This is a genomic window from Radiobacillus deserti (assembly GCF_007301515.1).
GTDB lineage: Bacteria > Bacillota > Bacilli > Bacillales > Amphibacillaceae > Radiobacillus > Radiobacillus deserti.
On the sequence record NZ_CP041666.1, the window covers coordinates 2,711,465 to 2,733,387 of the forward strand.

Here is a 21,923-nt window from a genome sequence, read left to right on the forward strand (position 1 = left end):
TCTCCTCACCGTTAGGATGTAACCCTCTTACAACCCTAACATATGGAAAAAGCTCTGACCGTTAGGCCAGAGCTTTTTCCATATGGATTTAACTAGGTTCAATTAAGCCGTAACGGCCATCTCTTCTTTTATACACCACATTAGTATCCCCTGTTGTAGCATCTTTAAAGACAAAGAATTCATGTCCTAACATGTCCATTTGCAATACCGCTTCTTCAGAATCCATCGGTTTTAAATTGAATCGCTTCGTACGAACGATTTCAATATCATCGCTTTCATCTTCCTGAACGGCTACTTTAGCTTCCTTCTCCATTTGTGCAAATGCATACTTTGGAGCACCGTTTTGCCGGAATTTACGATTAACCTTCGTTTTATATTTTCGAATTTGTCGCTCTAACTTATCTAATACTAGATCTATTGCTGCATACAAATCAGTATGGCGTTCCTCTGCACGAAGCAATAAGTTCGTCATTGGAATCGTAACCTCGATTTGTTGTTCATCATTATGAACATGGATATTGACATTTACATCAGAAGTAGGAGGAGTTTCAAAGTAACGTTCCAGCTTACCAATCTTCTTTTTCACGTATTCACGAATTGGAGCAGTAACCTCTACGTTTTCACCACGAATGTTGTACTTCATTATAGTTGCCTCCTTTATGTCTTATGTATTTATTATTCTAGTTTACCCGTCCAAATTCCTGCTTAAACAAAGAAATATTGCATCTTTTTGTCCAAATTTATCACGTAATATTCACAGAATTGACAATTGTGTAAGCGATTACCTATTCATGTTTGGATAACCGGGCGCATAAGGTAGTTAAAAGGACGTTCTCGATTGTTAATTTAGGAGGAATGTACGATGGCTGATGAAGAAAAACAAAGCCCTCAACAAGTTAATCCAAAAGCAATTACTTCTCTTGTGTTAGGAATAACCTCTATCGTTATTCCTTATATCGGGTTGATTTTAGGGATTATCGGGATTGTATTTGCGAATAAGGCAACGGCTGAAATGGAAAAACTGAATCATTCTGGAAAAGGGTTGAATGTCGCAGGGCTTGTGACTAGTGTGATTGGTACGGTTTTGTGGGCGTTTGTGTTGATACTGGTGGTGATTGGGTTTAGTTTGATTGAAGGGTATTGAAATAAAGAAACTCCCTTTTTAAGGGAGTTTCTAGTGAACTAAATAACTCGAAACATGATTTTCCATCTTTTCTTTCCATTCTATGAATGAAGGTAAAAGAAAGTGTCTGAGTATTCCTATCCTTTGTTTGGTAGTTTCACAATAGAACCATTGGGGGAGTATTTCTTTAACATAACCTAATTCATCCGCAACAGGCTCAAAATAGTCGTCATCCGGTAGGTTATACCTAACTATATGAATACTGCTAGCTAACTGATCAAATGCTTGAAGAAGATCGATGTACATCTCCGACATAACAGATTCAGACAAAGTAGGATATCTCTCTATGAGAAAAGTAATGCTTTCACTCATAGTGCCGAGAAGGTTTCGAATCTCTTCAAGTAGCCATCTATTTGTTTCAGTAATCATATCCGATCAGTTCCTTTTATCGAAAAATACACCGTCTGAACTAGATATATTACCATATGGATTTAAATACTTCTTATTACCAGATTTCTGATTTTGGACATTTTTCATAGAGTTTTTTAATTCATTAAGTAGAGATTCAAACTTTATTTGGATTTTTTTATCCATTTCATTAATTTGTTTTCCTAAAGCCTTCTCTTCATCTGAATAAGGTGCTTTTATAGACACTATTAATTTATCTCTTTGATCAATAAACGTATTGATTTCATCAATCAACAACTCTTTATCCTTTGTAGAAGAACCCTCAAGTTTATTACACATTTGCTTGGTAACATCAAACAAAACCTTTACTGAGCTCATTAGGCATTTCCGCCATTACCAAACTGTTTCTGTCTATTTTTACGGATAACTTCAGTCCAAGTTTCTGTAAACTCTGAAACTAAGCCTTCTACTTCTTCTAAGATAGAAATGTCATTTTTTACATTAGCATCAATTAATCTTCTATTCATATAGTCATATAGTGGTAGTATTTGATTCGAAATCTCATAGCTTTTATCCAAAGTAACCATTAGCTCACTGATGATTTTTTGAGCCTTTTGAATATTGACATTTTTAACCTCGTGATTTCCTTCTTCTACACCTTTTTTAGCCAACTTTATGAATTTCTCACAGCCTTTATATAACATAAGTGTTAACTCACCTGGTGAAGCTGTATTTATTGAATTATTCTGATAGGCCTGAGTTGCATAAGGATTAGCCACCATTTGATTTACACTCCTTCATTGTTTAACCTGCAAATTGAGACATTAAATAAGCGGATTGTTGATTCATTCGATTTATTGCAGCTTCCATCGCTGAAAATTGGCTCCAGTAACGATTTTCCACTTGAATTAATCGATCTTCAAAACGATATATTCGATCGTTCAAATCGTCCAATCTTTTACCCATTGTATATTGCTGTAAAGTTGAAGTGGATTTTCCTGCTTTTTCCTCGATTCTATCAACAGATTTTTGCAAAACATCTTCTAATCGATTAATCAAGCCTCTACTATCATCAGTGGAAGTATTACTAAACAGTTTTTGTACTGCTTCCGGGTCTTCTGATAATGCAGATTTTAACTTCGACTCATTTATCACTAGTTTTCCATTCTCTAGATAACTAGATGATGTCTCAATCCCTACCGCTGTTAAGTGCGAGTAAACATCACCCGTAGATACTTCACTGTACCATGCTCTTCTCATATCAGAAAGTGTACTTTCTACTATGCTATCATTACGAAGCAGCCCACTTTTTGCTTTTTCTTCCCAAAGCTCTATTTCTTTATCAGACATATCTTCCTTTTGTTCATCTGTCAATGGTTTGTAGTCTCTATATTTTTCTTCAGATACCATTCCATTTAACTTCTCAATGACTTCATTATACTTATCCACAAATTTCTTAATATTGTCATAAGCGGCTTCGGTATCATTTTGTACACTCACAGTTACATTTGTTCCAGCCGGCATATTATCCTTTAAAGTAATAGATACTCCATTAATATCAAATGTGTTTGATTTTCTAGTAGTTGCCAAGCCATCAATAGTAAAACTAGCATCTGTTCCTTTCTGCTCTTTCAATGAATCCATGCCTAAAGCTCCAGTTAAAAAAGCTCCAGAGAAAGCCATCTCAACTCCAGCTTCATTTAAATTACCAGTATTTTTGCGCTGGAAGCTTACTTTATCTGATGCAGTGTCATAAAATGCCGACACACCTGCATTTGAGTTACTTATTTCAGTCATGATTTGATTTAATGAAGTATTACCATTAAACTCAAAATCAAAATCCCCATCTGTATTCGTACTATCATTGATTGGGTTACCTTTTTCATCGTAGGTTGTTATTGAAAAAGATACTGTGTAGTGTTCATAGTCTTGTCCCTTTATTGTACTTCCTTTAGCCAAGTTCTCTCCAAACTTGATTTCACCAGTCCCCGTGTTTACAAAAACGTCTCCAGTACCCAGTGTCGCACTAGGATCTGTTACAATATTATATTGCTTAGAAGTGTTCTGGGCATCCACCACTTCAATTGTTTTACCACTCAAAAACGCTTCATCTAATGCACCTTTTTGGAGTTTAAAAGATGCTCCTTCTGTGGTAACAGCAATGTCCGAATTTGTAAAAGTTTTCTTTTTCCAGATACCACCAGCAGCCACATCAGCCATAGAAGCATCACCAAAGTTATTTTTTTGCGACCAAATACTTTTTGTTGGATCAATCTTAGTTGTCCCAGATATTCCTTTCGTAGGATCATCTAAATAACTAATGTTGTATGCAGCTGTTGCAACATTTACATTAGATATTGTATGGACTCCGTTTGCTGCAGTAGCTGATGCGGTTGCAGATAAGTATGTTTCATTAGATGAACTAACATTTTTTGTATTATATGCACTAGAAAGCTTCATATCAAAGGTTAGCTGATCTAACTCTAAAAACAAGGAACTAACATCTCTATAAGCATCTCTTTGCCAGGTCAACCATGTTCGATCTTGCTCCATTTTTTGCAAAGGAAGACGTTCAGCTTTCATAAGATCGTTTACTAGTGAATCAATATCCATCCCTGATGCAAGCCCACCTATTCGTAAATTACTTGACATTCCTATACACCTCCACTAAATTTTCTCATCCACGATAAACCCCATGAATTCTGCCATAGCTGCATATACATCCAAAAGCTTTTTTGGAGGAATCTCTTTAAGAACCTCTTTCGTTTCGGGGTTTATAATTGTAACGTAGTATTCATCTAATTTGTCATGGAATTGGAACTTTAGAGCCGTTTTATTAGGATCTAAAAAATTGTTAAACTTCTCTGTTATGTCCTTTACTTGCTGTTTATCTACTTTTTCTAATCCTGTATCTTCGTTTACTGAGAAATCCTTCTGAACCTCTGCAACGGTTTCATTTCTAGTTGAAACGTTTTGTTCGCTGTTTGATGACCTTTGCAAGAGTTGAGAACTATACATGCCATTACTTATCTCCATGCGTTTCAACCCCTATTATTTTTCTTTATTATTGTTATCGGCATATTGAATCATTAACTTAAGTGTTCTTGTGAATTTTTTTTCTTAGGTATAGCCAACTGTTTCCTTGGTATAATTAGAGTACAGAAAATGATAATATGAAGGAAAGCATGATATTAAATACATACTACAGTATTTTGGGAGGACTATGTCTTGATTCAGCAGTTAAGAAAACGAGAATATATAAAAAGATTACAAGAACTTAGGACACCATTGAAGCAATCTCTAGGATTAAATCCAAAACAAAAAGATTCACTTCATGTTGTCTATATAATGAACCAAGTAGGAGTCTGGGGTGGAGTCAAGATAGTACTCGAACATGCGAATAGACTTACTTCTAGCGGTTTCAAAGTAACTATATTATCACATTTCCCACGGCCAGATTGGTATTCTTTTGAAGGAAATTATATAAAAGTCCCTTTTTCTATGGATGTCGCAGAAGCTATACCAAATTGTGATGTAATTGTCGCAACCTACTGGGATCAAATCGATATGTGTATAAAAACTGGGATCGCACCAGTGATTTATTTTGAACAAGGAGACAATCACTTATTTGATTATGAAAATCTAAATGAAGAAACACGGGAGATTGTAAAGCAGCAATATCAATTACCAAAATTTATATTTACCGTATCTAATCAAACAGCGATTTTAATTAAAAAATATTACAATAGGGATTCAAAGGTTATTCATAATGCAATAGATGAAAAAGTTTTCCATAGTCAGGTCGATTCATTTAAGTGGAAAAATGATTATATATTAATGATGGGTAGTGACAAAGCTGAATTCAAAGGTATAAGAGATATTTTAGATGCCTATAAACTAGTGAAGAAAAAGAAAGAACATTTAGATTTAATATGGATTTCACCAAATGAACCTGAATTTAAAAATATGGACAAAAGCTTGATTAGTAAGTATATGGTAAATCCGCCTCAAGAGTTAATCGCTAGCCTATACAAAGGGGCACTCATGTTTGTTTCAGGATCTCACTATGAATCTTTTTCTCTTCCAGTATTAGAAGCGATGTCTTGTGGCTGTCCCGTTATCAGTACAAGTAATCCAGGGGTTCTTGAATATGCTTTAGATGAAAAGAATGTATTACTTACAGAGATTAAAAATTCTGAAGCCATGTCTTCAGCGATGCTACGAATATTAGATAATACATCATTACAAGAAGCATTAATTACAAATGGTTTAAAGACTGCTAGTCAATTTTCATGGGATATCATCACGAAAAAACTTGCGTCATATTATACCGAAGTGTCCAGATATTATCCTGTCCAATCGTCAACTGAAGACGATTGGAACATTACCATTTCAAAAGAAGATTTTAATACAAGTGATGATTACGAAAAGTTCATGAAAACTCTACTTACTTGTAAAGAGAATTTTGTTCAGATTCCGTTTTCATACGAATTAATAGACGACCACCCGATGGCGATTTGGACAACCGTTGCGACTAGAAAAACTCAAAATGTAGATTCACAGGAGAACAAAAAAGTGTATTGTAAAACAAAGATTTCTAAAGACATAGAACATTTACCTGAAGCCTATAAAATTTTTCATGATGGGAAATATGATGCCTGCTTACACATGTTGAACAATAACCTTCTCTTGGAAACGGATTCCCAAAAAAAGGCTGTTTATATAAAGTGGATTGCGCTTTGTTTGATAGAACTCCAGCGAGATAAAGAAGCCTTTTCATTACTTAAAAAGTCCATTCAGGTATATAACAATAACTCCGACCTATATTATCTATTATTATTAGTGTCTTTTTTTCTAAAAAATGCAAATAATGCTGCTGCTGAAAATGAAGCAGTTATTAAACAAGTCATAAACATTATGGGAGATTGTACAGATTACATGGAATTTTTTATTAATGTTGAACAACTAATCTCCAAACATTTACCACAAGATCATTAGTAAGCCAAAAAAAAGAGCACTTTGTGCTCTTTTTTTGGCCTATTGGCACTTAATCACTACCGATTCAACAAATTCTTGCCTAAATAAAAAAGTCAGATCCGTTGGAACTAATTCTCCCTTTTCGTTGATCAAATAAAATCCCAGTCCAAATTGGCTCTGATAATCTTCAAGTAAGAGTTTTGTTTTGCTCCATGTTTCCTTCATTCGCAGATAATTTAATTCGAAAATTATCTCTCCAACCTTTTTATTCTCTAATAGACTCTTCATTCCTAAAAAACCATGATATTCCCCTCCTTCGATGTCCATTTTTATAAAATGCACAAATGGGTAGTCACCTAAATGAATATCTACTGGAACTGCTTCGACTTTTTCCTCAGTAACCTCATCCGTTATAAATTTTCCAAAATATGTTTCATCATGTCGAACTAAAGAGCCGTTTCCTGTCCATTTATTACTAGAATAAAAAGTAAGTTCCGTTTCCTCTGAGTACACAGCTTTATTGTATAGCTTAACTCTATCTCCGAGGACATGGTATGCAGTATTCTCTTGTAACAAGCTAAAATTTCTTTTGTTTGCTTCATAAGCAACAATCTTGCCATTTGTTCCAGTTAATTTTCCGAACAAAAGTGTAAAATATCCTATGTTAGCTCCTATGTCAATAACAGTATCACCTTGATTTACGTTTGAAGCTAAGTATTGCGTCAATGGTATCTCGAATGCACCATTAAATACTAAATCAGGTGTCAGACTTAAATCATCGGCATATGCCAACATTCTTATCCCTAATACTCTTGTCTGGATTAACACCCTATTATTTCCAATATAAATTCCATGCACTCTTAAAACACTCCTTCTGTCATAACTATGAAAACAATGGCTAACGCTTTTATGTTTTATATTTACTCCAAACGTTGTCAGTGAAACTGTAATGGGAAGATGCTCCTAAAGATTTCAAATTATCTAATGGCTCTACATACATGGGGCTCAGAAACAAAGATTTCATAAAATAATTATCCGCTTCCTCATTTCTCCCTTTATAAGCGAATATTTCTCCTAAATAATTATAGACAATATGATCTTTAATAGAGATTGCTTCAAGGCTTTGGACAGACGCTTCTAAATTATTTTTCATTAAATGACTAAATGCTAAAATGAATTTTTTGGTATCTATTTCTATTGAATCACTATTTTTTGATACTACCTCTTTTAAATATCTTTGAGCATCGTGAATCATCCCTCTACGTAATAGCAATAATGCTAAAATACACTTTGCTCGCAGTTCATTATCTATATCATATCCACTTTCCCAATTTATTTCAGGAATCAATTCCTCTAAAGGTGTCTGTTTTACCATCTTTTGGACATGTGAATATAACGTGTCATAATTGGATTCAGTTGACACATTATTAGTATGTCTTCTATAAAGCAGCAGTGGCCTATCTACATGAATTGAGTGCCATTTAAACGCAAAGCTAGTGATAAAGTCAGTATCTTCTCCTATTTTAAGGTTTACATCGTAATATGATTTTATTAAATCTTTTCTAAGCATAATACTTGCGTTATTAAAAGCTGTCCCTTTTTTTAAAAAATGCCTCAATGTCGTCTTTGGATCAACTTGACGTGCTTGCCAGTATCCTAAAGTTTTTCCTTTATCATCGATTAACAACATGTCCGAATGGACAAAGCCTATTTCATCTGATATAAATTGTCTTTTTAACAATTCAAACCTATTCAACAGAGAAACATCATCAGCATCCTGAAAAACAATAAAATCTCCCTTAGCTTTTTCGAAAGCCAGGTTACGAGCAGCTGCCCCACCACTATTTTTCTGCTTATAATAGGCAATTCTACTATCTTTATAACCAAGTATAATTTCCTCACTATTGTCTGTTGATCCATCATTGACGATAATTAACTCAAAATTTGGCTCGGTTTGATTTAGAATACTATCTATAGATTCTTTTAAATATGGGCTAGCATTGTAAACTGGCATTATTACACTTATCATCACTTACTCATCCTTATTATAATTTATTAATAGCTTTTTGATAAACCATTTCTAAGCTGTCGGCAAATACCTTTAAAGAGAATTTGCTTCTTGCAGTATTAACTGCACCAATAGATAGTTTCTTTCTTAAGTTACTATTTTGAATAAGTAATTCCAATTTTTCTGATAAATCTTTTACATTTTCATTTTCAAATAAAAGTCCGTTATCCATATGTTTCACTTGGTCTAACATACCGCCTTCTACTTTGCTACATATCGGAACACACCCACTTGCCATAGCTTCAGTAACCGCCAAACAAAATGATTCCGCTCTTGAAGGCTGAATGAATAAATCATAGGTTGGAAGTAATCTTACTAATTGATGTCTATCAATGTACCCATGAAAAGTTACAGGTAATTGGTGATTATTGGCGTATGATATTAACTTTCCCTTTTCGGGACCATCCCCAAATAAGGAAATTTCAATACTTTCCTGATATTTTTTTGATATAGAAGTAACTGCTTCAAATAAAATATCATATCCTTTAGTTCTTGTTAAAAAGCCAGATGTTGCAATTCGTACCTTTTCACTGCTTTTTTCTTCTTGAGGTAAAAATTCATCCGTATCGATTGCGTTAAATACAATATTTCGCTTTTTGGTAGGAATAAGAGGTAGATTTTTATCTACCTCTGTTGAGATGGTTATAACTTCATCTGGTGACTCAATAGCATAGTTATCAAATTTCGCAAAAAGTGTTGCGGCATCCAGTTTGTTCACCCAGTTTCCAACAATAGAATCTGTGTAAAGAGAGCTATGAATCGTTCCCACAACTGGTATACTCGGATATACTTCCTTCATTACTTTACTTAGAATACCACTTTGTGAATGAACGACATCAATCTTCGAAAAATCATAATTAGCTATTATTTCGTTGAATGCAAACTTTTGAACCTCTAAAACAATGTAAAAAGGCGGTAATTTGCTTTGATATTTTTCTTTCATTAAATTATGAAACTGGTTAATTTTATATATTGAAGCTTCAGGTAACGTACCTAATTGGTTATAGCATAATAATTCGACTGTATGTCCCTTAGCTTCCATAGCCTTGGTGACCATTCGAATATAAGTATCTACTCCACCTGGGGAAGGATGTTTCCCAAGAGACAATAAAAGAATGTTCATTTTCAACACTATCCTTCATTAAGGTCTACAAGAAAACTAATCACACTTCATTAGTTACCTAAACTAAGCAATGAATATGGGTAGTTTCTTTTTATTTCGTCATTAATTTTAAATAAATGATCAAAGTCGTTTTTCTTTTCATATATTTTATATAATCTATACATATATTCATATTTTTTATTTATCTCATTCAATCTTTCATAGCAAATTACAGCCTCCCCATAATGACCATTTCTAAAGCAAACCTCACCTAATAAAGTCAACGCTTTTTCACTATTTGGTTGCTTATCTATAATATCTAACAGCAAATTAATTACTACTTCATCGAAGCGAAAATTTGATAAAATTTCGCATAATTGTAGTTGATAATGAATGGGTTGAACTAAAAATATCTTACTGAATTCTTGAAACTTGTCATATTCTTGTAAAATAATTAAGTTTTTTGCAACCTTAAGTAAATGATCTTGTAAATCAATGCTAATTTGATAATTATTTGGAGTATTGCCTTCTAATACAAAATTGAGCATTTTCCATTCCTTGTCTGAAACATTTATCGATCTTCTCAGATCTTTTAAACATACTTTATTATTTGTGGCTAAAAGAAGGGTCAATACCTCGGGAATATCGACTTCACTGATACTATCTACCTTCACCCAGGTTTCTAACGCTTTTTCATAATTCTTTGAAAGCATATAGGCAACTGCTTGGATATTTGGTTCAAAACTTTCCAAATCAGGTAGAATGTATTGAGTAAGAACTGGATGCTTTATGAAATATGCAGAAGAAACAACAGTTAAAAGATCTTCTTTATTATCCATTCGGAATAGATTATTTAAACTTTCGACTACATCATTATTTGGCACATTACTCTTAAGCAAAATATCAAGATAAAATGGTAAAGCTATTTTTTTATTGCCCTTCAAGGAAAGAAACGCTTGTTCAATGGCGTCTGGACGTTCTCCTATTTCCTCCTGTATTAATGCTAACTGATAGTTGGAAAGGTAAGAACCCGTTCCTTCCCTTGTAGTCCCATTTTCTACTTCCCCTAAAAGTAAACATTTCTGAAAAGCTTGTTTTGCCTCTTCTAGATAGCCAGCTTCCATAAATAATAAGCCTTTCACATAATGTAAATCTGTATAATCAGGAAAAACCTCAATAGCTTCTTCACAAACTTGCATTCCCTCTTCAAATCTACCTTGTAATCTTAAACAATCTACTAACTGATAAAGCAAATCATTTAATATAGCATTCTTTTTGCTCAACGAATAAGCTTTCTTAAAAGTTTCAACAGCTTTTGTGTAATCTTCATTTTGTTTATATGCTCTTGCTAAGTTGTACAGGTTATATCCTGTAGGATTCTCTTTTGATTCAAGTTTCAATAACTTCATATTTCTTTCATACTTGTTTTTCTCTACCATTACTTGCTTTTGATAACCATCGTGGTTAATAAGTTTCCCTAATTTTCCGTGTGACAAATTCAATCCTTCAATATCAAGATGTTCGTGTACTCTTCCGTAGTAGCTTAGGTTGATACCATTTTTAAAAACACGAATGGCATCGTGGCTATAAACAGTTCCGTTATTCGAGAAGTTTTTAATTCCGGTAATATAATAGTCGTACCGATCTTGCAATGCCTCTGTAAAGTTAATATCTCCAGCAATGTATTCATCCGCGTCCAATATTAATATAAAATCAGAAGTCGCCTGAGTAATTGCATAATTTCTGGCTTCCGCGAAATCATTATTCCACTCATAGTTATATACCTTCGCATGATAACTTTCCGCTATTTCCACCGTTTTATCTGTTGAACCAGTATCCACTATCACCAATTCTTGTACTTTGTCCTTCACACTGTCTAAACATCTCTTTAGATACTTTTCTTCATTTTTCACTATCATACATAAAGAAACGGTAAAATTGCTCATTTAAACACATCCTATATTCAAAATTTTATCATTCGCTTATATAAAGTCATGTCTACCTCCATTATATCGACATTTTTTTTAACTTTTAGAGTCAAATCGTAGAAATTAGCTGTAGAAGATTTTGTAAACTTACTAGCACCGTTAAAAATGCAAAAAAAAAAAGACCTTAGAAAATCTAAGGCCCTTTTCAATATTTATTATCTTAATAATTGTAATACACCTTGTGGTTGTTGGTTAGCTTGAGCAAGCATAGATTGAGCTGCTTGAGTAAGGATGTTATTTTTAGTGAATGCCATCATTTCTTTCGCCATATCAACGTCACGGATACGGGATTCAGCAGCAGTCAAGTTTTCGTTGGCATTGCTTAAGTTGTTAATTGTGTGTTGAAGTCTGTTTTGAGTAGCCCCAAGTTCAGAACGTTGAGAAGATACTGTATTGATTGCAGTATCAAGAGCAGTTAATGCAGCATCTGTATCTCCACCGTCTGCAAGAGCACTGATTCCTAAGTCAGCTGCTTCAACTCCAAGAGCACTTGCACTCATGTCATCAATGTTAATAGAAAGTTGTTGCCCTTCGTTAGCACCAATTTGGAAAGTTAAACTAGAAGAAGCAAAGTCACCATTCAAAAGTTTTTTACCGTTGAATTCTGTTCTGTCGCTGATTCCATTAAGCTCTTTAGCTAGTTGATCTATTTCGTCATTGATAGCTTTTAAATCTTCTGTTTTGCTGTTTGTACCTAAGTTACCAGCTTGTACAGTAAGCTCTCTCATTCTTTGAAGAATGCTGTGAGTTTCGTTCAAAGCACCTTCTGCAGTTTGAATAAGAGAAATTCCGTCTTGTGCGTTTCTTTCCGCTTGCTCTAGACCACGGATTTGACCACGCATTTTTTCAGAAATTGCAAGACCAGCCGCATCATCTCCAGCACGGTTGATGCGAAGACCGGAAGATAGTTTTTCTAATGAACTTTGAGTATTAGCTGTGTTTGATGATAATTGACGGTACGTGTTTAAAGCTGCGATATTGTGATTAATTCTCATTTTGTAATTTCCTCCTTGAAATTAGGTAAGTTTTGGCCACATCCTTGTGGCGGGTATGTTATTAAATCAAGTGTTAAAGTCGGCCGCCTTCTTGACTTGATTATTAACTACAATAATTATATCGACACGGTTTTACAGTTGTTTAGTCTTTTTTTATATTTTTTAATAAATCTAGTGCATTTTTTTTCATTTGGCTTGCTTGTTTGTTTTCTTCAAGTATTTGCTCATATATTTCGTGTCTAAAAACATCCACATCTTTAGGTGCTTCAATGCCTAGCTTAACTTGTTCACCATCTATACTAAGTACCTTTACTTCTATATGTTCACCAATCTGAATAGAGTCACCAATTTTTCTTGTCAATACTAGCACTGTTAAACCCTACTTTCTGTCAAAAGTGGGTGTTTAGTTGTAAACCCTTCGTTATTTAAAATAACTTGTTTTGCCACTTGTTGTTTAGTATTAATTACAATGGGCGCTTGAAGATTGATAGTCGATTGACTGAATGGTTCTCTTAGTGTCACTATAGATAAGATAGAAACTTGTTCTTCATTCTCAATTTGTAGTATATCTACCACTTTATCTTCTATAACAAATTCATAATCTTTATAGAATAAATGGGGATTAGTTACAATGAATGCCACTTCAGGCGTTTGAACGGACTGTAGCACATGGAAAGTTGGATTATCTGGCAAGTCTAATAAGACAAATTGCCTTTCATCCAGAAATCCAGGTAATCCAGCTTCAAACGATAATACACGTTCATCTTTTACGTCTAGTTCTCCGAAATAATATGTTTCAATGTTCATGATATTTCCACCTACTTTTGTATCAGATAGTATCTATTTCCAATTAACATTTACAAAATCAACATCTAAGCTCGCTTCTTGTTGTAAGCTCGTCTCGACTGAACCTGAATGGAATTCTACAATCGGACTTTGTGGCTCGTGATTAATAATAGGGCTTTTTGCTTTTACGTTTACATCCAATTCAGATGGAGTGTAGTGCGTCTTTACAGAAAATAAAGATGGAATCCATCCGATATTGAATTGTTTCATCGGCTTATGTCCATTTACTATAGCCTGATTCACTATAGGATTACCTTTATTTTCAATTTTCATAAGTTCCTGCCCTTGTTGTGCTCTTCGACTAATTCCTTCTAATACAGCTTGCTTACCTCTCATTCCTTCTTTTTCAGCAGCTCTTAATGGTCCATATAAGTTCATGTCTTCCCAAGCTTTGGTTTGATCAATGGTAAGCTTACCTGGTGTTGTAGACATAGTCACAGTGGCATGTGGTTGTTCAATAGACTGTAACGCTTTTGGTTGTTGTATAGTCTGAACCGCAGGTGTTGATTGGATTTGTATCTTAGCCATTTGTGATTCTAATCTTACTTGTGGGAGCCTCATCTCCACACCTCCAATATGTATAACTATGGAAAAAGCTATCTGAAAATCAGATAGCTTTTACCTTAAGAAGTCCATAAGAGTAGGTTGAATAACTCTTGATCCTGCACTTAATGCTGCTCTGTGGATACTTTCTTGTGTGGTTAAATTCATGATTACTTCTTCTGCGTCGATGTCCTCGTTATCTGACATCATTCGTTCAGCCGTAATTACTTGACTGGAAAGTCGGTCCTCGATTAAGTCAACTCGATTCATTCTTGCACCTAAATCTGCTCTGACATTAACTACATTAGTAGCTAAGCTATCCATATCAGAAATAGACTGTTGAATCGCATCTTGATCATCTAAATCTAAAGCAGTAGAAAATGCTTCAAGCTTATCAAACATATCCTTACCAAAAACCTGTGTTGCATCGACATTTACTGGAATCTTAACTCCTGATGATACTTCAATCAGTACATCTTGATCATTAGTGGAAACAATTAATTCTCCAGTAGTTTCATCAATATAGACTGGCTCTTTTCCATTTTGACCGCCCGTAGTTGCAGTTCCATTAAAAATATACTTATTATTCACTTTCGTGTTAGCTATATCTAGTAAATGTTCTTTAAGCTGATCAACCTCTGCTTTTATGCTTTCACGTTGATTCTCTTCATAAGTTCCATTACTAGCTTGTACCGCTAATTCTCGTAATCTTTGGAGTGCTTTAGTAGCCTTATCTAGTGATGAATCCGTGTTATCCATCCAATTGTGGACCTCACTAAGGTTTCTTTCATACTGTTCCACCTCAATCACTTGAGAACGGTAACCCATCCCTTTCATGACAACCACTGGATCATCAGAAGGCCGGTTTACTTTTTTTCCAGTCGACAATTGATCCATATATGTTCCTAGATTACTATAACTTTTACTTAGGTTACGAAGCATATTGTTCGTTAACATCCCTTGTGTTACGCGCATCAATCAGACACCTACCTTCCTACTAATCCCATGTTATTAATGACTCTATCTAGCATTTCATCCACTGTAGTCATACTTCTAGCAGCAGCATTATAAGCATGCTGGAATGTAATCATATTTGTCATCTCTTCATCTAATGAGACAGCACTGACAGACTGTTTTCTTTCTTGAACCTGCTGTTGAAGCACACCCGCGTTGTTTTGCATTCTTAATGCTTCCTGCGAGTCTACACCCAGTTTACCGATAATCGAAGCGTAGAAGCCTTTTACAGATGTATTATCACCAAGGTTTGCAAGTGGCTCCGTAATCATTTTAGCTAGATTTAATGCATTATTTCCATCTCCAGCGCCATCAAACACTCCATCACCATTGATATCCCTGTATGCACTTGCTGCGACTAAATCTTCATCATCCTGAATCGCTTGGCTAACACTTAAACTCGCTGCCGCACCTTGTTGTGTACCACTTACTACACAAAAAGGCACCACCACTATTACCTTCAAGATCAAAACCTTGTTGATGAGCTGTGTTAAAAGCATTCGCGAATTCATAAGCCATCTCATCTAAATCATTTAACATAGCTGGATAAATTCCTTTAACATCGGCTCCATCTTGATACCCATAAGCTTCAACTAAAGCTTTTATTTTTCCACTTGACGGAAAGTCTGCGCCAGTATAATCTTGACCATCGACCTTGATAGCATTGACTGTTGAACCAACAATCTCAACTTCTATTTCATTCACAAAATCTTCTGGTTCACCAGAACCTATTGGATAATCCACTAATGTAACAGGCGGGGATACAGCTTCACCTGAGCTATTTGCTAATTGAATTTTCGCTAATCCAGTAGCTATTGGGTTCGGTTGTCCGCCACTATCTTGATAACTTACACTAACGTTCACAATACCGGATAATTTATCAATCAATCGATCACGTTCATCATATAAATCATTAGGTAAATATCCGTGAGGTTCAATCTCACTTATTTGTTTGTTTACAGCGCTTATCTGAGTAAGAATAGAGTTTACTTCTTTTGTTGTTACATTGATTTCTTCCTCTAGATTACTCTTTACCGATTGTAAGGAATTGGACAAATACTTAAATGTATCCGCAACAGCAATACCACGTTCTACTACAACGGAACGCGCACCAGAATCCTCTGGATTAACAGACAAGTCTTGCAAAGATTGCCAAAACTGGTCCATTGTTTTCGCCAAACCAGTATCGGAAGGTTCATTCATAATTTCTTCCATTTGCAGATAAGAACTAGATAAAGATTCATAATACCCTAGCTTACTAGATTCTCTTCGATACTGAAGATCTAAAAACTTATCGCGAATTCGTTCAATCGAACCAGCTTCCACCCCGCTACCGATTTGGGCGTCGAATAGACTGTTTGAGCGAGAAGGGGACAAGGTCGATACTTGATTAAAATTGACACGTTGTCTTGTATATCCTTCTGTATTCGCATTTGCAATGTTATGACTTGTTGTATATAAAGCTGCTTGTTGTGCGAATAATGCACGTTTTGCTACCTCTAATCCGTGAAATGTAGAAGTCATTCTTGTTCTCCCTTCTATGCCTTCGAGTCAAACGCAGAGCGTCGAGCTGTTTGTTCCGGTTGTTTGTTTGCCGCGTTTCCATAATTTATATTTTTAACAGTTGGATTAACCATATCTAATGACAAGTTGATGAATTGCAAAGATTGCTGGATTAATTCACGATTTAGTTGCTCCTGCTGCTTGAGCTTTACTAAAACGCTGGCCAGTACGAACGTGACTTGCTCCAATTGTTCTTTTTCTTCGCCATCTTCCAGATGGTCTAGAACAAATGAAACCGTCACGTCTTCTGGTGGGAAGCCTTGTTCGTTTGCCCAAGCTTCGGTTAGACTCACTCGCTTCGTCTCAAGCTGTTCAACGGCCTGAACGTGCTTTCTTTCTTTTATAAGTAAGCTTTGTAATACTTCTGTTTTTCCTTCTTTGACCGCTTCGGTCTTCTCTACAGAAACAGCAAGTAAGCTTTCATGTAATTGTTTTAATTTTGATAAGGATTCAATAATCGCTTGGACAGTCATGGGATGTCCTCCTATTAGGCTTTATTGCTCCAAAAGTTTAGCATTTTCTTAGCAGTCTCTTTCGCATCTACTTGATACGAGCCAGCCTCCACCGCTTGTTTTAGTTGTTCTATTTTTTCTAAGCGTGCTGGATCTGGTTTCGTATTCTCTTGAAGTTGTTTTGCTTGGTTGGAAATTTGCACCTTATCCTCTTTTGCAATTTCTTTTCTTATTTCTTGCTGTCGTTGAATTTGTTTTGTATAGGGATTGAAATTGGAATGATTCGGCCCTTGTATTTTCATAACTTACACCTCTTTCCTAGTCAAAAACGATTCACGTACGCTCATTATTATTTATATCGACTAGTTCCAATAAATGTTTAGTATTTTTTATTTTTTCGTGAAATATGTTGCTTTGTCACTATGCGATTTATGAGCATCGACTCTTTCCTGAAAGTCTATGTCACCCAATAACTCTTTTGTACATTTTACACAAAGGTTTCCCTCCGTAATCTCGCGCTCACATCTCTCGCATTTATATGCAAGTCGGGGAAACTGTGATGTGCGAAGACGTTGTTCTTTGACGAACTTCAAAATAAGTGTTTCCTCGACTCCTGTTGCTTCTACGATATCTAAAACAGTAGCCTCACGATTTTTTCGCTGCTTCATGAATGCATAAACAGTCTGAAAATCCATTTCTTCTTGCTTATAACAATCTTGACAAATATCGCGATATCCTTTTACAAACAGTTTGTCACATCTAGGGCAATTTGATAATTCGGCCACCCTAAAACCCTCCTCGTTCCGTTACGGTTTTCTTTTGTATCTAATTATAGCATATCTGGACTGCATGTTAGATTGGCAAATATGGCTATCCGTCATCGTGCCAACGTCATCGCATGCACACTTGGACAGCCAGCATCCTTCAAAAGCTTTGCTGCATGTCTAATTGTACTTCCTGTTGTATATATATCATCGACAAGCAAGACCGAATGTTGAATAGGCTTTACTAATTGAAATGGATTTTTTATGTTCATTCTTTGTTCACGTGTTTTTTTGGATTGCTTTTCGGTGTTCATTCTTTTTAGCAACTTCTTGGATGGTTGAGCAAGAAGATTGATTAATGCTTCTGCTTGATTGAATTTCCTTTCTAGCAATCGTTCTTCACTTAACGGGATTGGCACTAGGGTTAAATTGTATTGAACAAACGTTTGATTAAATAGTTTCTTCCATTCCTTTTCAAAGGCTTCGATCAGGACATAATCTCCTCTGTACTTCCATCTTGCAATTGCTTTCTGTAAAGGTTGATTATAAGCAAACAGGGATACATTTTGTTTTAGTACGCCTTTCCATTGTGGGTGCCTTTCCCAACGTTTACAATCCGGACATAAAGACTCCTTCCATTCTCTGGAGCATATGGTGCACCTATTTCCATGGAGAATATGAAAGGATTCTTTACATGTTTCACACAACGGAGACGGGGATTCAAATGTAAACATAGAAGTCCAATCCACTTCACGAATGGTTTCTGTTCCACAAATCAAACAATAGCTCATGAAAACCCACCTCTTTTATTCATCTTCCGGATGGACGATATTGCTTTTACCATTGCTTCTGTTCTTCCATTATGGAAAAAGATAACTTCTCCATCTGGATCCTTCGAGCTTCTTCCTGCTCGACCTGCTATCTGGACGAGTGCTTCTTCATCGAACACGTCATGACCAGCGTCCAATACAGCGACGTCTACAGATGGAAACGTCACTCCTCTTTCCAAAATAGTTGTCGTAACTAATACGGTGAGCTCTCTATTTCTAAATTTCTGCACCTTGCTTTCTCGTTCAGGATCTGTCGAGTAAACTGCTGCCACGTTCTGTTTTGAACGTCCTACCTCCTCCAACTTAGCTTTCACATCCTCCGCTAGTCGAATCGTAGAGACGAATATAAGTAGCTGACGGTCCCTATTCTCCCTTGTTCGAATCCATCGGCGGAATGCTTTTGGTAACTTTTCGAGGGTTTTACGTAAATCCCAACACATCACCATAGACGGGACGGGTAATGGATGTCCGTGAAATCGATTGGGAACAAATACGACATCCAACACGTTTCGTTCCAGTTTTCTCTTCAAGCTTTTTCTTGGTGTGGCTGTTAAGTAAATGGTTGTGGAGGACTGTTTGGCCGCTCGCTTCGCAGCATATGGTAGTGTTTTACTTTTATGAAAAGGGAATGAATCAATTTCATCGATAACGAGGACGTCAAAAGCTCTTGCATAGCGAAGAAGCTGGTGCGTCGTAGCTAAGACAAAGGGAGAGGCTGAGGTTTGATCGGTACTTCCTCCATAAAGGGCAGAGATTGGAATCGTTGGAAATGCGGCTCGAAAACGCGGGAGAAGCTCTCGAACGACGTCCACTCTAGGGGTTGCCAAACAAACACGAAGACCCTGCTCTAAAGCATGTCCTATTCCCTCAAACACCATTTCGGTCTTTCCCGATCCGCAAACGGCCCAGATGAGCAGTTCTTTCTTCTCTCTCACCGCTTTTACAAGTTGTTTAGAAGCATGCTGCTGCGCTTTTGTCAGTTGTCCTTTCCACTTACACGCCTCCAGAACAGGAGGCCAGTTAGGGGCTGGACCGGTCCATATATACAGTGCTTCACATGTAGAAACTCGACCCATCTCAATACAGCTTCGACAGTAAGGATGCTTTCCCTGACAAACCGCACAAGACATTTGAGCAAATAGATGAGATGCTTGATTGCCGCACCTTCTACATCTATATCCGAAAGGTAAACGCTCAAAGGGGTCTATTTCAGTAAAATATTGCATAGAGAGGAGTTTTTGAAAAGTTGATTCATCTATAGGAACCTCTCGTCGCAGTAGAAGTCTTCCAGCATATTCAGTCGATAAAGTAGCATGAGGGGTGTCTGACACTGCAGGTTTCGAAGTGGGGATCCAGTCTAAAGCAGCTGGACGAAAAACGGAAGTAATAGTACGAAAAGGGTTCACATCTTCCCTCCTTTAAAGATAAAACAGGTGTCGATCATTCGACACCTATTCCAAATACCATGCAAGTCCAAGTGCACCTTCTCCAAGGTGAGTACCAATTACGGGACCAAAATAACTAATGGAAACATCGATATGATCATAGGTTTGTTCAAGCTCTACTTTCATTTCCTCTGCTTCTTCTGGACTATTCGCATGAATAACACAAGCCTTTATAGGCTTGCCTGTTTTTGCATCTTCTTCAAACAAATCATACATACGTTTTAGTGCTTTTTTCTTTGTCCGAATTTTTTCAAACGGAACAATTTGCTTATCTACAAAATGAAGAAGTGGCTTCACTTGCAATACACTGCCTATTAATGCTTGCGCTCCATTCAATCGACCACCACGGTGAAGGTTACTTAAATCATCTACTAAGAAATAGGCGCGCATGGATTGCTTCATTTCATCTAATCGTGCGATGATTTGTTCTGGTGTATGATTGCCAGCTTGCGCTAGGCGGCTTGCTTCTAATACGTAAAAGCCTTGGGCCATTGCACTAATTTCAGAATCATAAGGATATACGTTAATGCCTTCCACCATATCTCCTGCAGATGTGACAGTTTGATATGTCCCACTGATTCCACTAGATAAGTGAATCGAAATAACAGCATCAAAGTCCTGTGCTAATTGCTCCAATTTCTCTACGATCAGGCCAATAGCTGGTTGAGTCGTTTTAGGAAGCTGCTCGGATTGTTTCACCTTTTTATAAAACGCTTCCGTTGTGAGATCTATTTCTTCTTGAAAGGTTTCCTCTCCAAACACGACGCTCAATGGGACCATATGAATATCTTTTGCTTCTCTTATGGAAGCAGGGATGTATGCAGTACTATCTGTCATTACAGCTATTTTCATTACAATCCTATCCTCCTCAGATACGTCTCCCTTTTATGTAATACCTCGTAGCTTGTCCTAATAATGAAATGATATAATAGCGGTTAGGTATTCCCTAGTTTATTTTACATGAAAGAAAAGAAAAAAGTACAGGTTTGTAAATTTCTTTATTATAAATAATATTTCTAGTAATATGGAAAAACTCAAAACGGACTATCAAATTTTCTTGATAGTCCGTTTTGAGTTACACAACTTCGACCCAGCCATTTCGAATAGCTGTTACAACAGCTTGCGTACGATCATTCACACTCATTTTTTGTAAGATATTGCTCACATGGTTCTTGACGGTTTTTTCACTAATATATAATGCTTCTGCTACACCACGATTACTTTTCCCATCCGCTAATAGCTGAAGAACCTCACATTCGCGTCTCGTTAGTAAGTGTAATGGTTTTCGATATTCCACCATTCTCTCGGCGACCTGGCTTGTGCTTACCTCGGATAAGCGACGATATTCTTGAACTAAATTATGGGTTACCTTCGGGTGTAAATAAGAGCCTCCCTCACTTACGACCTTAATTGCTTCAATCAATGCGTTGGAATCCATTTCTTTTAGAAGGTACCCCTGTGCCCCAGACTTTAGTGCGTGTGTCACATAGTTTTCATCATCATGAATGGAAAGTATGATGACACTCACTTCAGGATGGTGTTTGATAAGTTCAGACGTTGCCTCAACACCGTTAATATTTGGCATATTAATATCCATTAACACGACGTTTGGCTTGTACTGTTCGACTAGCTGTAATGCTGAAGAGCCATCGTTGCCCTCTGCGACCACTTCGAAGGTCGGTTCAAATTCTAGTATTCTCTTAACCCCTTCTCTAAACAACTTGTGATCATCAATTAATACTATATTAGTTGTCATTCTTTGCTCCTCCTATACTCCAATATAAAAACTTTTGTTGATGGTTTTA

Annotated in this window: 26 protein-coding genes; 2 read left to right on the forward strand and 24 right to left on the reverse strand. The window is 36.2% G+C overall.

All coding sequences use genetic code 11. The features are described from left to right. Positions 1–88: 88 nt before the first annotated feature. Entirely contained in the window at positions 89–643 is a 555-nt protein-coding gene (hpf, locus tag FN924_RS14385) for a ribosome hibernation-promoting factor, HPF/YfiA family (RefSeq protein WP_143895631.1), read from the reverse strand. 219 nt (positions 644–862) lie between these two features. Between hpf and FN924_RS14390 the strand changes: the two genes are divergently transcribed. Further along, positions 863–1,144 carry a DUF4190 domain-containing protein gene (locus tag FN924_RS14390; protein ID WP_143895633.1) on the forward strand — a complete coding sequence of 94 codons (282 nt, stop codon included), beginning with the start codon at positions 863–865 and terminating at the stop codon, positions 1,142–1,144. 30 nt (positions 1,145–1,174) lie between these two features. Here FN924_RS14390 and FN924_RS14395 read toward each other — a convergent pair whose 3' ends face one another. From FN924_RS14395 to flaG, 5 genes are read right to left on the reverse strand one after another with little or no spacing between them, the layout of a single operon-like run. Next, positions 1,175–1,552, reverse strand: a complete 378-nt coding sequence (locus FN924_RS14395) for a DUF8042 domain-containing protein (protein ID WP_143895635.1) — start codon at positions 1,550–1,552, stop codon at positions 1,175–1,177. A gap of 6 nt (positions 1,553–1,558) precedes the next feature. After that, positions 1,559–1,909: a flagellar protein FliT gene (locus FN924_RS14400; RefSeq protein WP_143895637.1), complete on the reverse strand. Its 351-nt coding sequence runs from the start codon at positions 1,907–1,909 to the stop codon at positions 1,559–1,561. Further along, positions 1,909–2,313, reverse strand: coding sequence for a flagellar export chaperone FliS (fliS, locus tag FN924_RS14405; RefSeq protein WP_143895639.1), 405 nt, complete (start codon positions 2,311–2,313; stop codon positions 1,909–1,911). Before fliS ends, FN924_RS14400 begins: the two co-directional genes overlap by 1 nt. 22 nt (positions 2,314–2,335) lie before the next feature. Next, positions 2,336–4,183, reverse strand: a complete 1,848-nt coding sequence (gene fliD / locus FN924_RS14410; RefSeq protein WP_143895648.1) for a flagellar filament capping protein FliD — start codon at positions 4,181–4,183, stop codon at positions 2,336–2,338. 15 nt (positions 4,184–4,198) lie between these two features. Beyond that, positions 4,199–4,567 (reverse strand): flagellar protein FlaG, encoded by a 369-nt coding sequence (flaG, locus tag FN924_RS14415; protein WP_143895650.1) that lies wholly within the window; start codon positions 4,565–4,567, stop codon positions 4,199–4,201. Positions 4,568–4,759: 192 nt separating this feature from the next. Between flaG and FN924_RS14420 the strand changes: the two genes are divergently transcribed. Beyond that, positions 4,760–6,529, forward strand: coding sequence for a glycosyltransferase family 4 protein (locus FN924_RS14420; protein WP_143895652.1), 1,770 nt, complete (start codon positions 4,760–4,762; stop codon positions 6,527–6,529). Positions 6,530–6,568: 39 nt separating this feature from the next. On the opposite strand, the gene FN924_RS14425 is transcribed toward FN924_RS14420, so the two are convergent. The 18 genes from FN924_RS14425 to FN924_RS14505 form a co-directional block, all read right to left on the reverse strand. Further along, the gene (locus tag FN924_RS14425; RefSeq protein ID WP_143895654.1) at positions 6,569–7,366 is read right to left on the reverse strand and encodes an FkbM family methyltransferase; all 798 of its coding nucleotides are present in this window, start codon (positions 7,364–7,366) and stop codon (positions 6,569–6,571) included. A 49-nt stretch (positions 7,367–7,415) separates the two neighbouring features. Next, positions 7,416–8,537 (reverse strand): glycosyltransferase, encoded by a 1,122-nt coding sequence (locus FN924_RS14430; protein ID WP_143895656.1) that lies wholly within the window; start codon positions 8,535–8,537, stop codon positions 7,416–7,418. Positions 8,538–8,553: 16 nt separating this feature from the next. Next, entirely contained in the window at positions 8,554–9,699 is a 1,146-nt protein-coding gene (locus FN924_RS14435; protein WP_158634021.1) for a glycosyltransferase family 4 protein, read from the reverse strand. A gap of 50 nt (positions 9,700–9,749) precedes the next feature. After that, entirely contained in the window at positions 9,750–11,624 is a 1,875-nt protein-coding gene (locus FN924_RS14440) for a TPR domain-containing glycosyltransferase (RefSeq protein WP_143895660.1), read from the reverse strand. A 197-nt stretch (positions 11,625–11,821) separates the two neighbouring features. Continuing rightward, positions 11,822–12,661 (reverse strand): flagellin Hag, encoded by an 840-nt coding sequence (hag, locus tag FN924_RS14445; protein WP_143895661.1) that lies wholly within the window; start codon positions 12,659–12,661, stop codon positions 11,822–11,824. A 142-nt stretch (positions 12,662–12,803) separates the two neighbouring features. Further along, on the reverse strand, positions 12,804–13,031 hold the full coding sequence (gene csrA, locus FN924_RS14450; protein ID WP_143895663.1) for a carbon storage regulator CsrA: 228 nt from the start codon (positions 13,029–13,031) through the stop codon (positions 12,804–12,806). Positions 13,032–13,033: 2 nt separating this feature from the next. After that, positions 13,034–13,468 carry a flagellar assembly protein FliW gene (gene fliW, locus FN924_RS14455; protein ID WP_143895665.1) on the reverse strand — a complete coding sequence of 145 codons (435 nt, stop codon included), beginning with the start codon at positions 13,466–13,468 and terminating at the stop codon, positions 13,034–13,036. A 33-nt stretch (positions 13,469–13,501) separates the two neighbouring features. Continuing rightward, a complete protein-coding gene (locus FN924_RS14460) occupies positions 13,502–14,068 on the reverse strand; it encodes a DUF6470 family protein (protein WP_143895667.1) in 567 nt (188 codons plus the stop codon). A gap of 57 nt (positions 14,069–14,125) precedes the next feature. Then, positions 14,126–15,025: a flagellar hook-associated protein FlgL gene (flgL, locus tag FN924_RS14465; protein ID WP_143895669.1), complete on the reverse strand. Its 900-nt coding sequence runs from the start codon at positions 15,023–15,025 to the stop codon at positions 14,126–14,128. An 11-nt stretch (positions 15,026–15,036) separates the two neighbouring features. Next, positions 15,037–15,513: a flagellar basal body rod C-terminal domain-containing protein gene (locus tag FN924_RS19775; RefSeq protein ID WP_323368618.1), complete on the reverse strand. Its 477-nt coding sequence runs from the start codon at positions 15,511–15,513 to the stop codon at positions 15,037–15,039. Next, a complete protein-coding gene (gene flgK, locus FN924_RS14470) occupies positions 15,452–16,588 on the reverse strand; it encodes a flagellar hook-associated protein FlgK (RefSeq protein ID WP_323368619.1) in 1,137 nt (378 codons plus the stop codon). The genes FN924_RS19775 and flgK overlap by 62 nt, the downstream gene beginning before the upstream one ends. Before the next feature lie 14 nt (positions 16,589–16,602). Next, the gene (locus FN924_RS14475; protein ID WP_143895671.1) at positions 16,603–17,100 is read right to left on the reverse strand and encodes a flagellar protein FlgN; all 498 of its coding nucleotides are present in this window, start codon (positions 17,098–17,100) and stop codon (positions 16,603–16,605) included. A 14-nt stretch (positions 17,101–17,114) separates the two neighbouring features. Further along, positions 17,115–17,381 carry a flagellar biosynthesis anti-sigma factor FlgM gene (flgM, locus tag FN924_RS14480; RefSeq protein ID WP_143895673.1) on the reverse strand — a complete coding sequence of 89 codons (267 nt, stop codon included), beginning with the start codon at positions 17,379–17,381 and terminating at the stop codon, positions 17,115–17,117. Between the two features lie 87 nt (positions 17,382–17,468). Continuing rightward, positions 17,469–17,864 (reverse strand): TIGR03826 family flagellar region protein, encoded by a 396-nt coding sequence (locus FN924_RS14485; RefSeq protein ID WP_143895675.1) that lies wholly within the window; start codon positions 17,862–17,864, stop codon positions 17,469–17,471. Between the two features lie 92 nt (positions 17,865–17,956). Next, positions 17,957–18,634, reverse strand: a complete 678-nt coding sequence (locus tag FN924_RS14490) for a ComF family protein (protein WP_143895677.1) — start codon at positions 18,632–18,634, stop codon at positions 17,957–17,959. Next, positions 18,631–20,079, reverse strand: a complete 1,449-nt coding sequence (locus tag FN924_RS14495; protein ID WP_228409462.1) for an ATP-dependent helicase ComFA — start codon at positions 20,077–20,079, stop codon at positions 18,631–18,633. Before FN924_RS14495 ends, FN924_RS14490 begins: the two co-directional genes overlap by 4 nt. A gap of 45 nt (positions 20,080–20,124) precedes the next feature. Further along, positions 20,125–20,970, reverse strand: a complete 846-nt coding sequence (locus tag FN924_RS14500; RefSeq protein WP_143895679.1) for a DegV family protein — start codon at positions 20,968–20,970, stop codon at positions 20,125–20,127. Positions 20,971–21,193: 223 nt separating this feature from the next. Further along, positions 21,194–21,874 (reverse strand): response regulator, encoded by a 681-nt coding sequence (locus FN924_RS14505; RefSeq protein ID WP_143895681.1) that lies wholly within the window; start codon positions 21,872–21,874, stop codon positions 21,194–21,196. Between the last annotated feature and the right edge of the window lie 49 nt (positions 21,875–21,923).

Bases quoted from the DNA above. Each gene is read 5' to 3' on its own strand.
- fliD (WP_143895648.1), bottom strand. From the start codon at position 4,183: ATGTCAAGTAATTTACGAATAGGTGGGCTTGCATCAGGGATGGATATT.
- hag (WP_143895661.1), bottom strand. From the start codon at position 12,661: ATGAGAATTAATCACAATATCGCAGCTTTAAACACGTACCGTCAATTA.
- flgK (WP_323368619.1), bottom strand. From the start codon at position 16,588: ATGACTTCTACATTTCACGGATTAGAGGTAGCAAAACGTGCATTATTC.
- flgL (WP_143895669.1), bottom strand. From the start codon at position 15,025: ATGCGCGTAACACAAGGGATGTTAACGAACAATATGCTTCGTAACCTA.
- FN924_RS14400 (WP_143895637.1), bottom strand. From the start codon at position 1,909: ATGAGCTCAGTAAAGGTTTTGTTTGATGTTACCAAGCAAATGTGTAAT.
- fliW (WP_143895665.1), bottom strand. From the start codon at position 13,468: ATGAACATTGAAACATATTATTTCGGAGAACTAGACGTAAAAGATGAA.
- hpf (WP_143895631.1), bottom strand. From the start codon at position 643: ATGAAGTACAACATTCGTGGTGAAAACGTAGAGGTTACTGCTCCAATT.
- FN924_RS14395 (WP_143895635.1), bottom strand. From the start codon at position 1,552: ATGATTACTGAAACAAATAGATGGCTACTTGAAGAGATTCGAAACCTT.
- FN924_RS14435 (WP_158634021.1), bottom strand. From the start codon at position 9,699: ATGAACATTCTTTTATTGTCTCTTGGGAAACATCCTTCCCCAGGTGGA.
- flaG (WP_143895650.1), bottom strand. From the start codon at position 4,567: ATGGAGATAAGTAATGGCATGTATAGTTCTCAACTCTTGCAAAGGTCA.
- FN924_RS14440 (WP_143895660.1), bottom strand. From the start codon at position 11,624: ATGAGCAATTTTACCGTTTCTTTATGTATGATAGTGAAAAATGAAGAA.
- FN924_RS14460 (WP_143895667.1), bottom strand. From the start codon at position 14,068: ATGAGGCTCCCACAAGTAAGATTAGAATCACAAATGGCTAAGATACAA.
- fliS (WP_143895639.1), bottom strand. From the start codon at position 2,313: ATGGTGGCTAATCCTTATGCAACTCAGGCCTATCAGAATAATTCAATA.
- FN924_RS14430 (WP_143895656.1), bottom strand. From the start codon at position 8,537: ATGATAAGTGTAATAATGCCAGTTTACAATGCTAGCCCATATTTAAAA.
- FN924_RS14490 (WP_143895677.1), bottom strand. From the start codon at position 18,634: ATGAGCTATTGTTTGATTTGTGGAACAGAAACCATTCGTGAAGTGGAT.
- FN924_RS14500 (WP_143895679.1), bottom strand. From the start codon at position 20,970: ATGAAAATAGCTGTAATGACAGATAGTACTGCATACATCCCTGCTTCC.
- FN924_RS14475 (WP_143895671.1), bottom strand. From the start codon at position 17,100: ATGACTGTCCAAGCGATTATTGAATCCTTATCAAAATTAAAACAATTA.
- FN924_RS14390 (WP_143895633.1), top strand. From the start codon at position 863: ATGGCTGATGAAGAAAAACAAAGCCCTCAACAAGTTAATCCAAAAGCA.
- FN924_RS14505 (WP_143895681.1), bottom strand. From the start codon at position 21,874: ATGACAACTAATATAGTATTAATTGATGATCACAAGTTGTTTAGAGAA.
- flgM (WP_143895673.1), bottom strand. From the start codon at position 17,381: ATGAAAATACAAGGGCCGAATCATTCCAATTTCAATCCCTATACAAAA.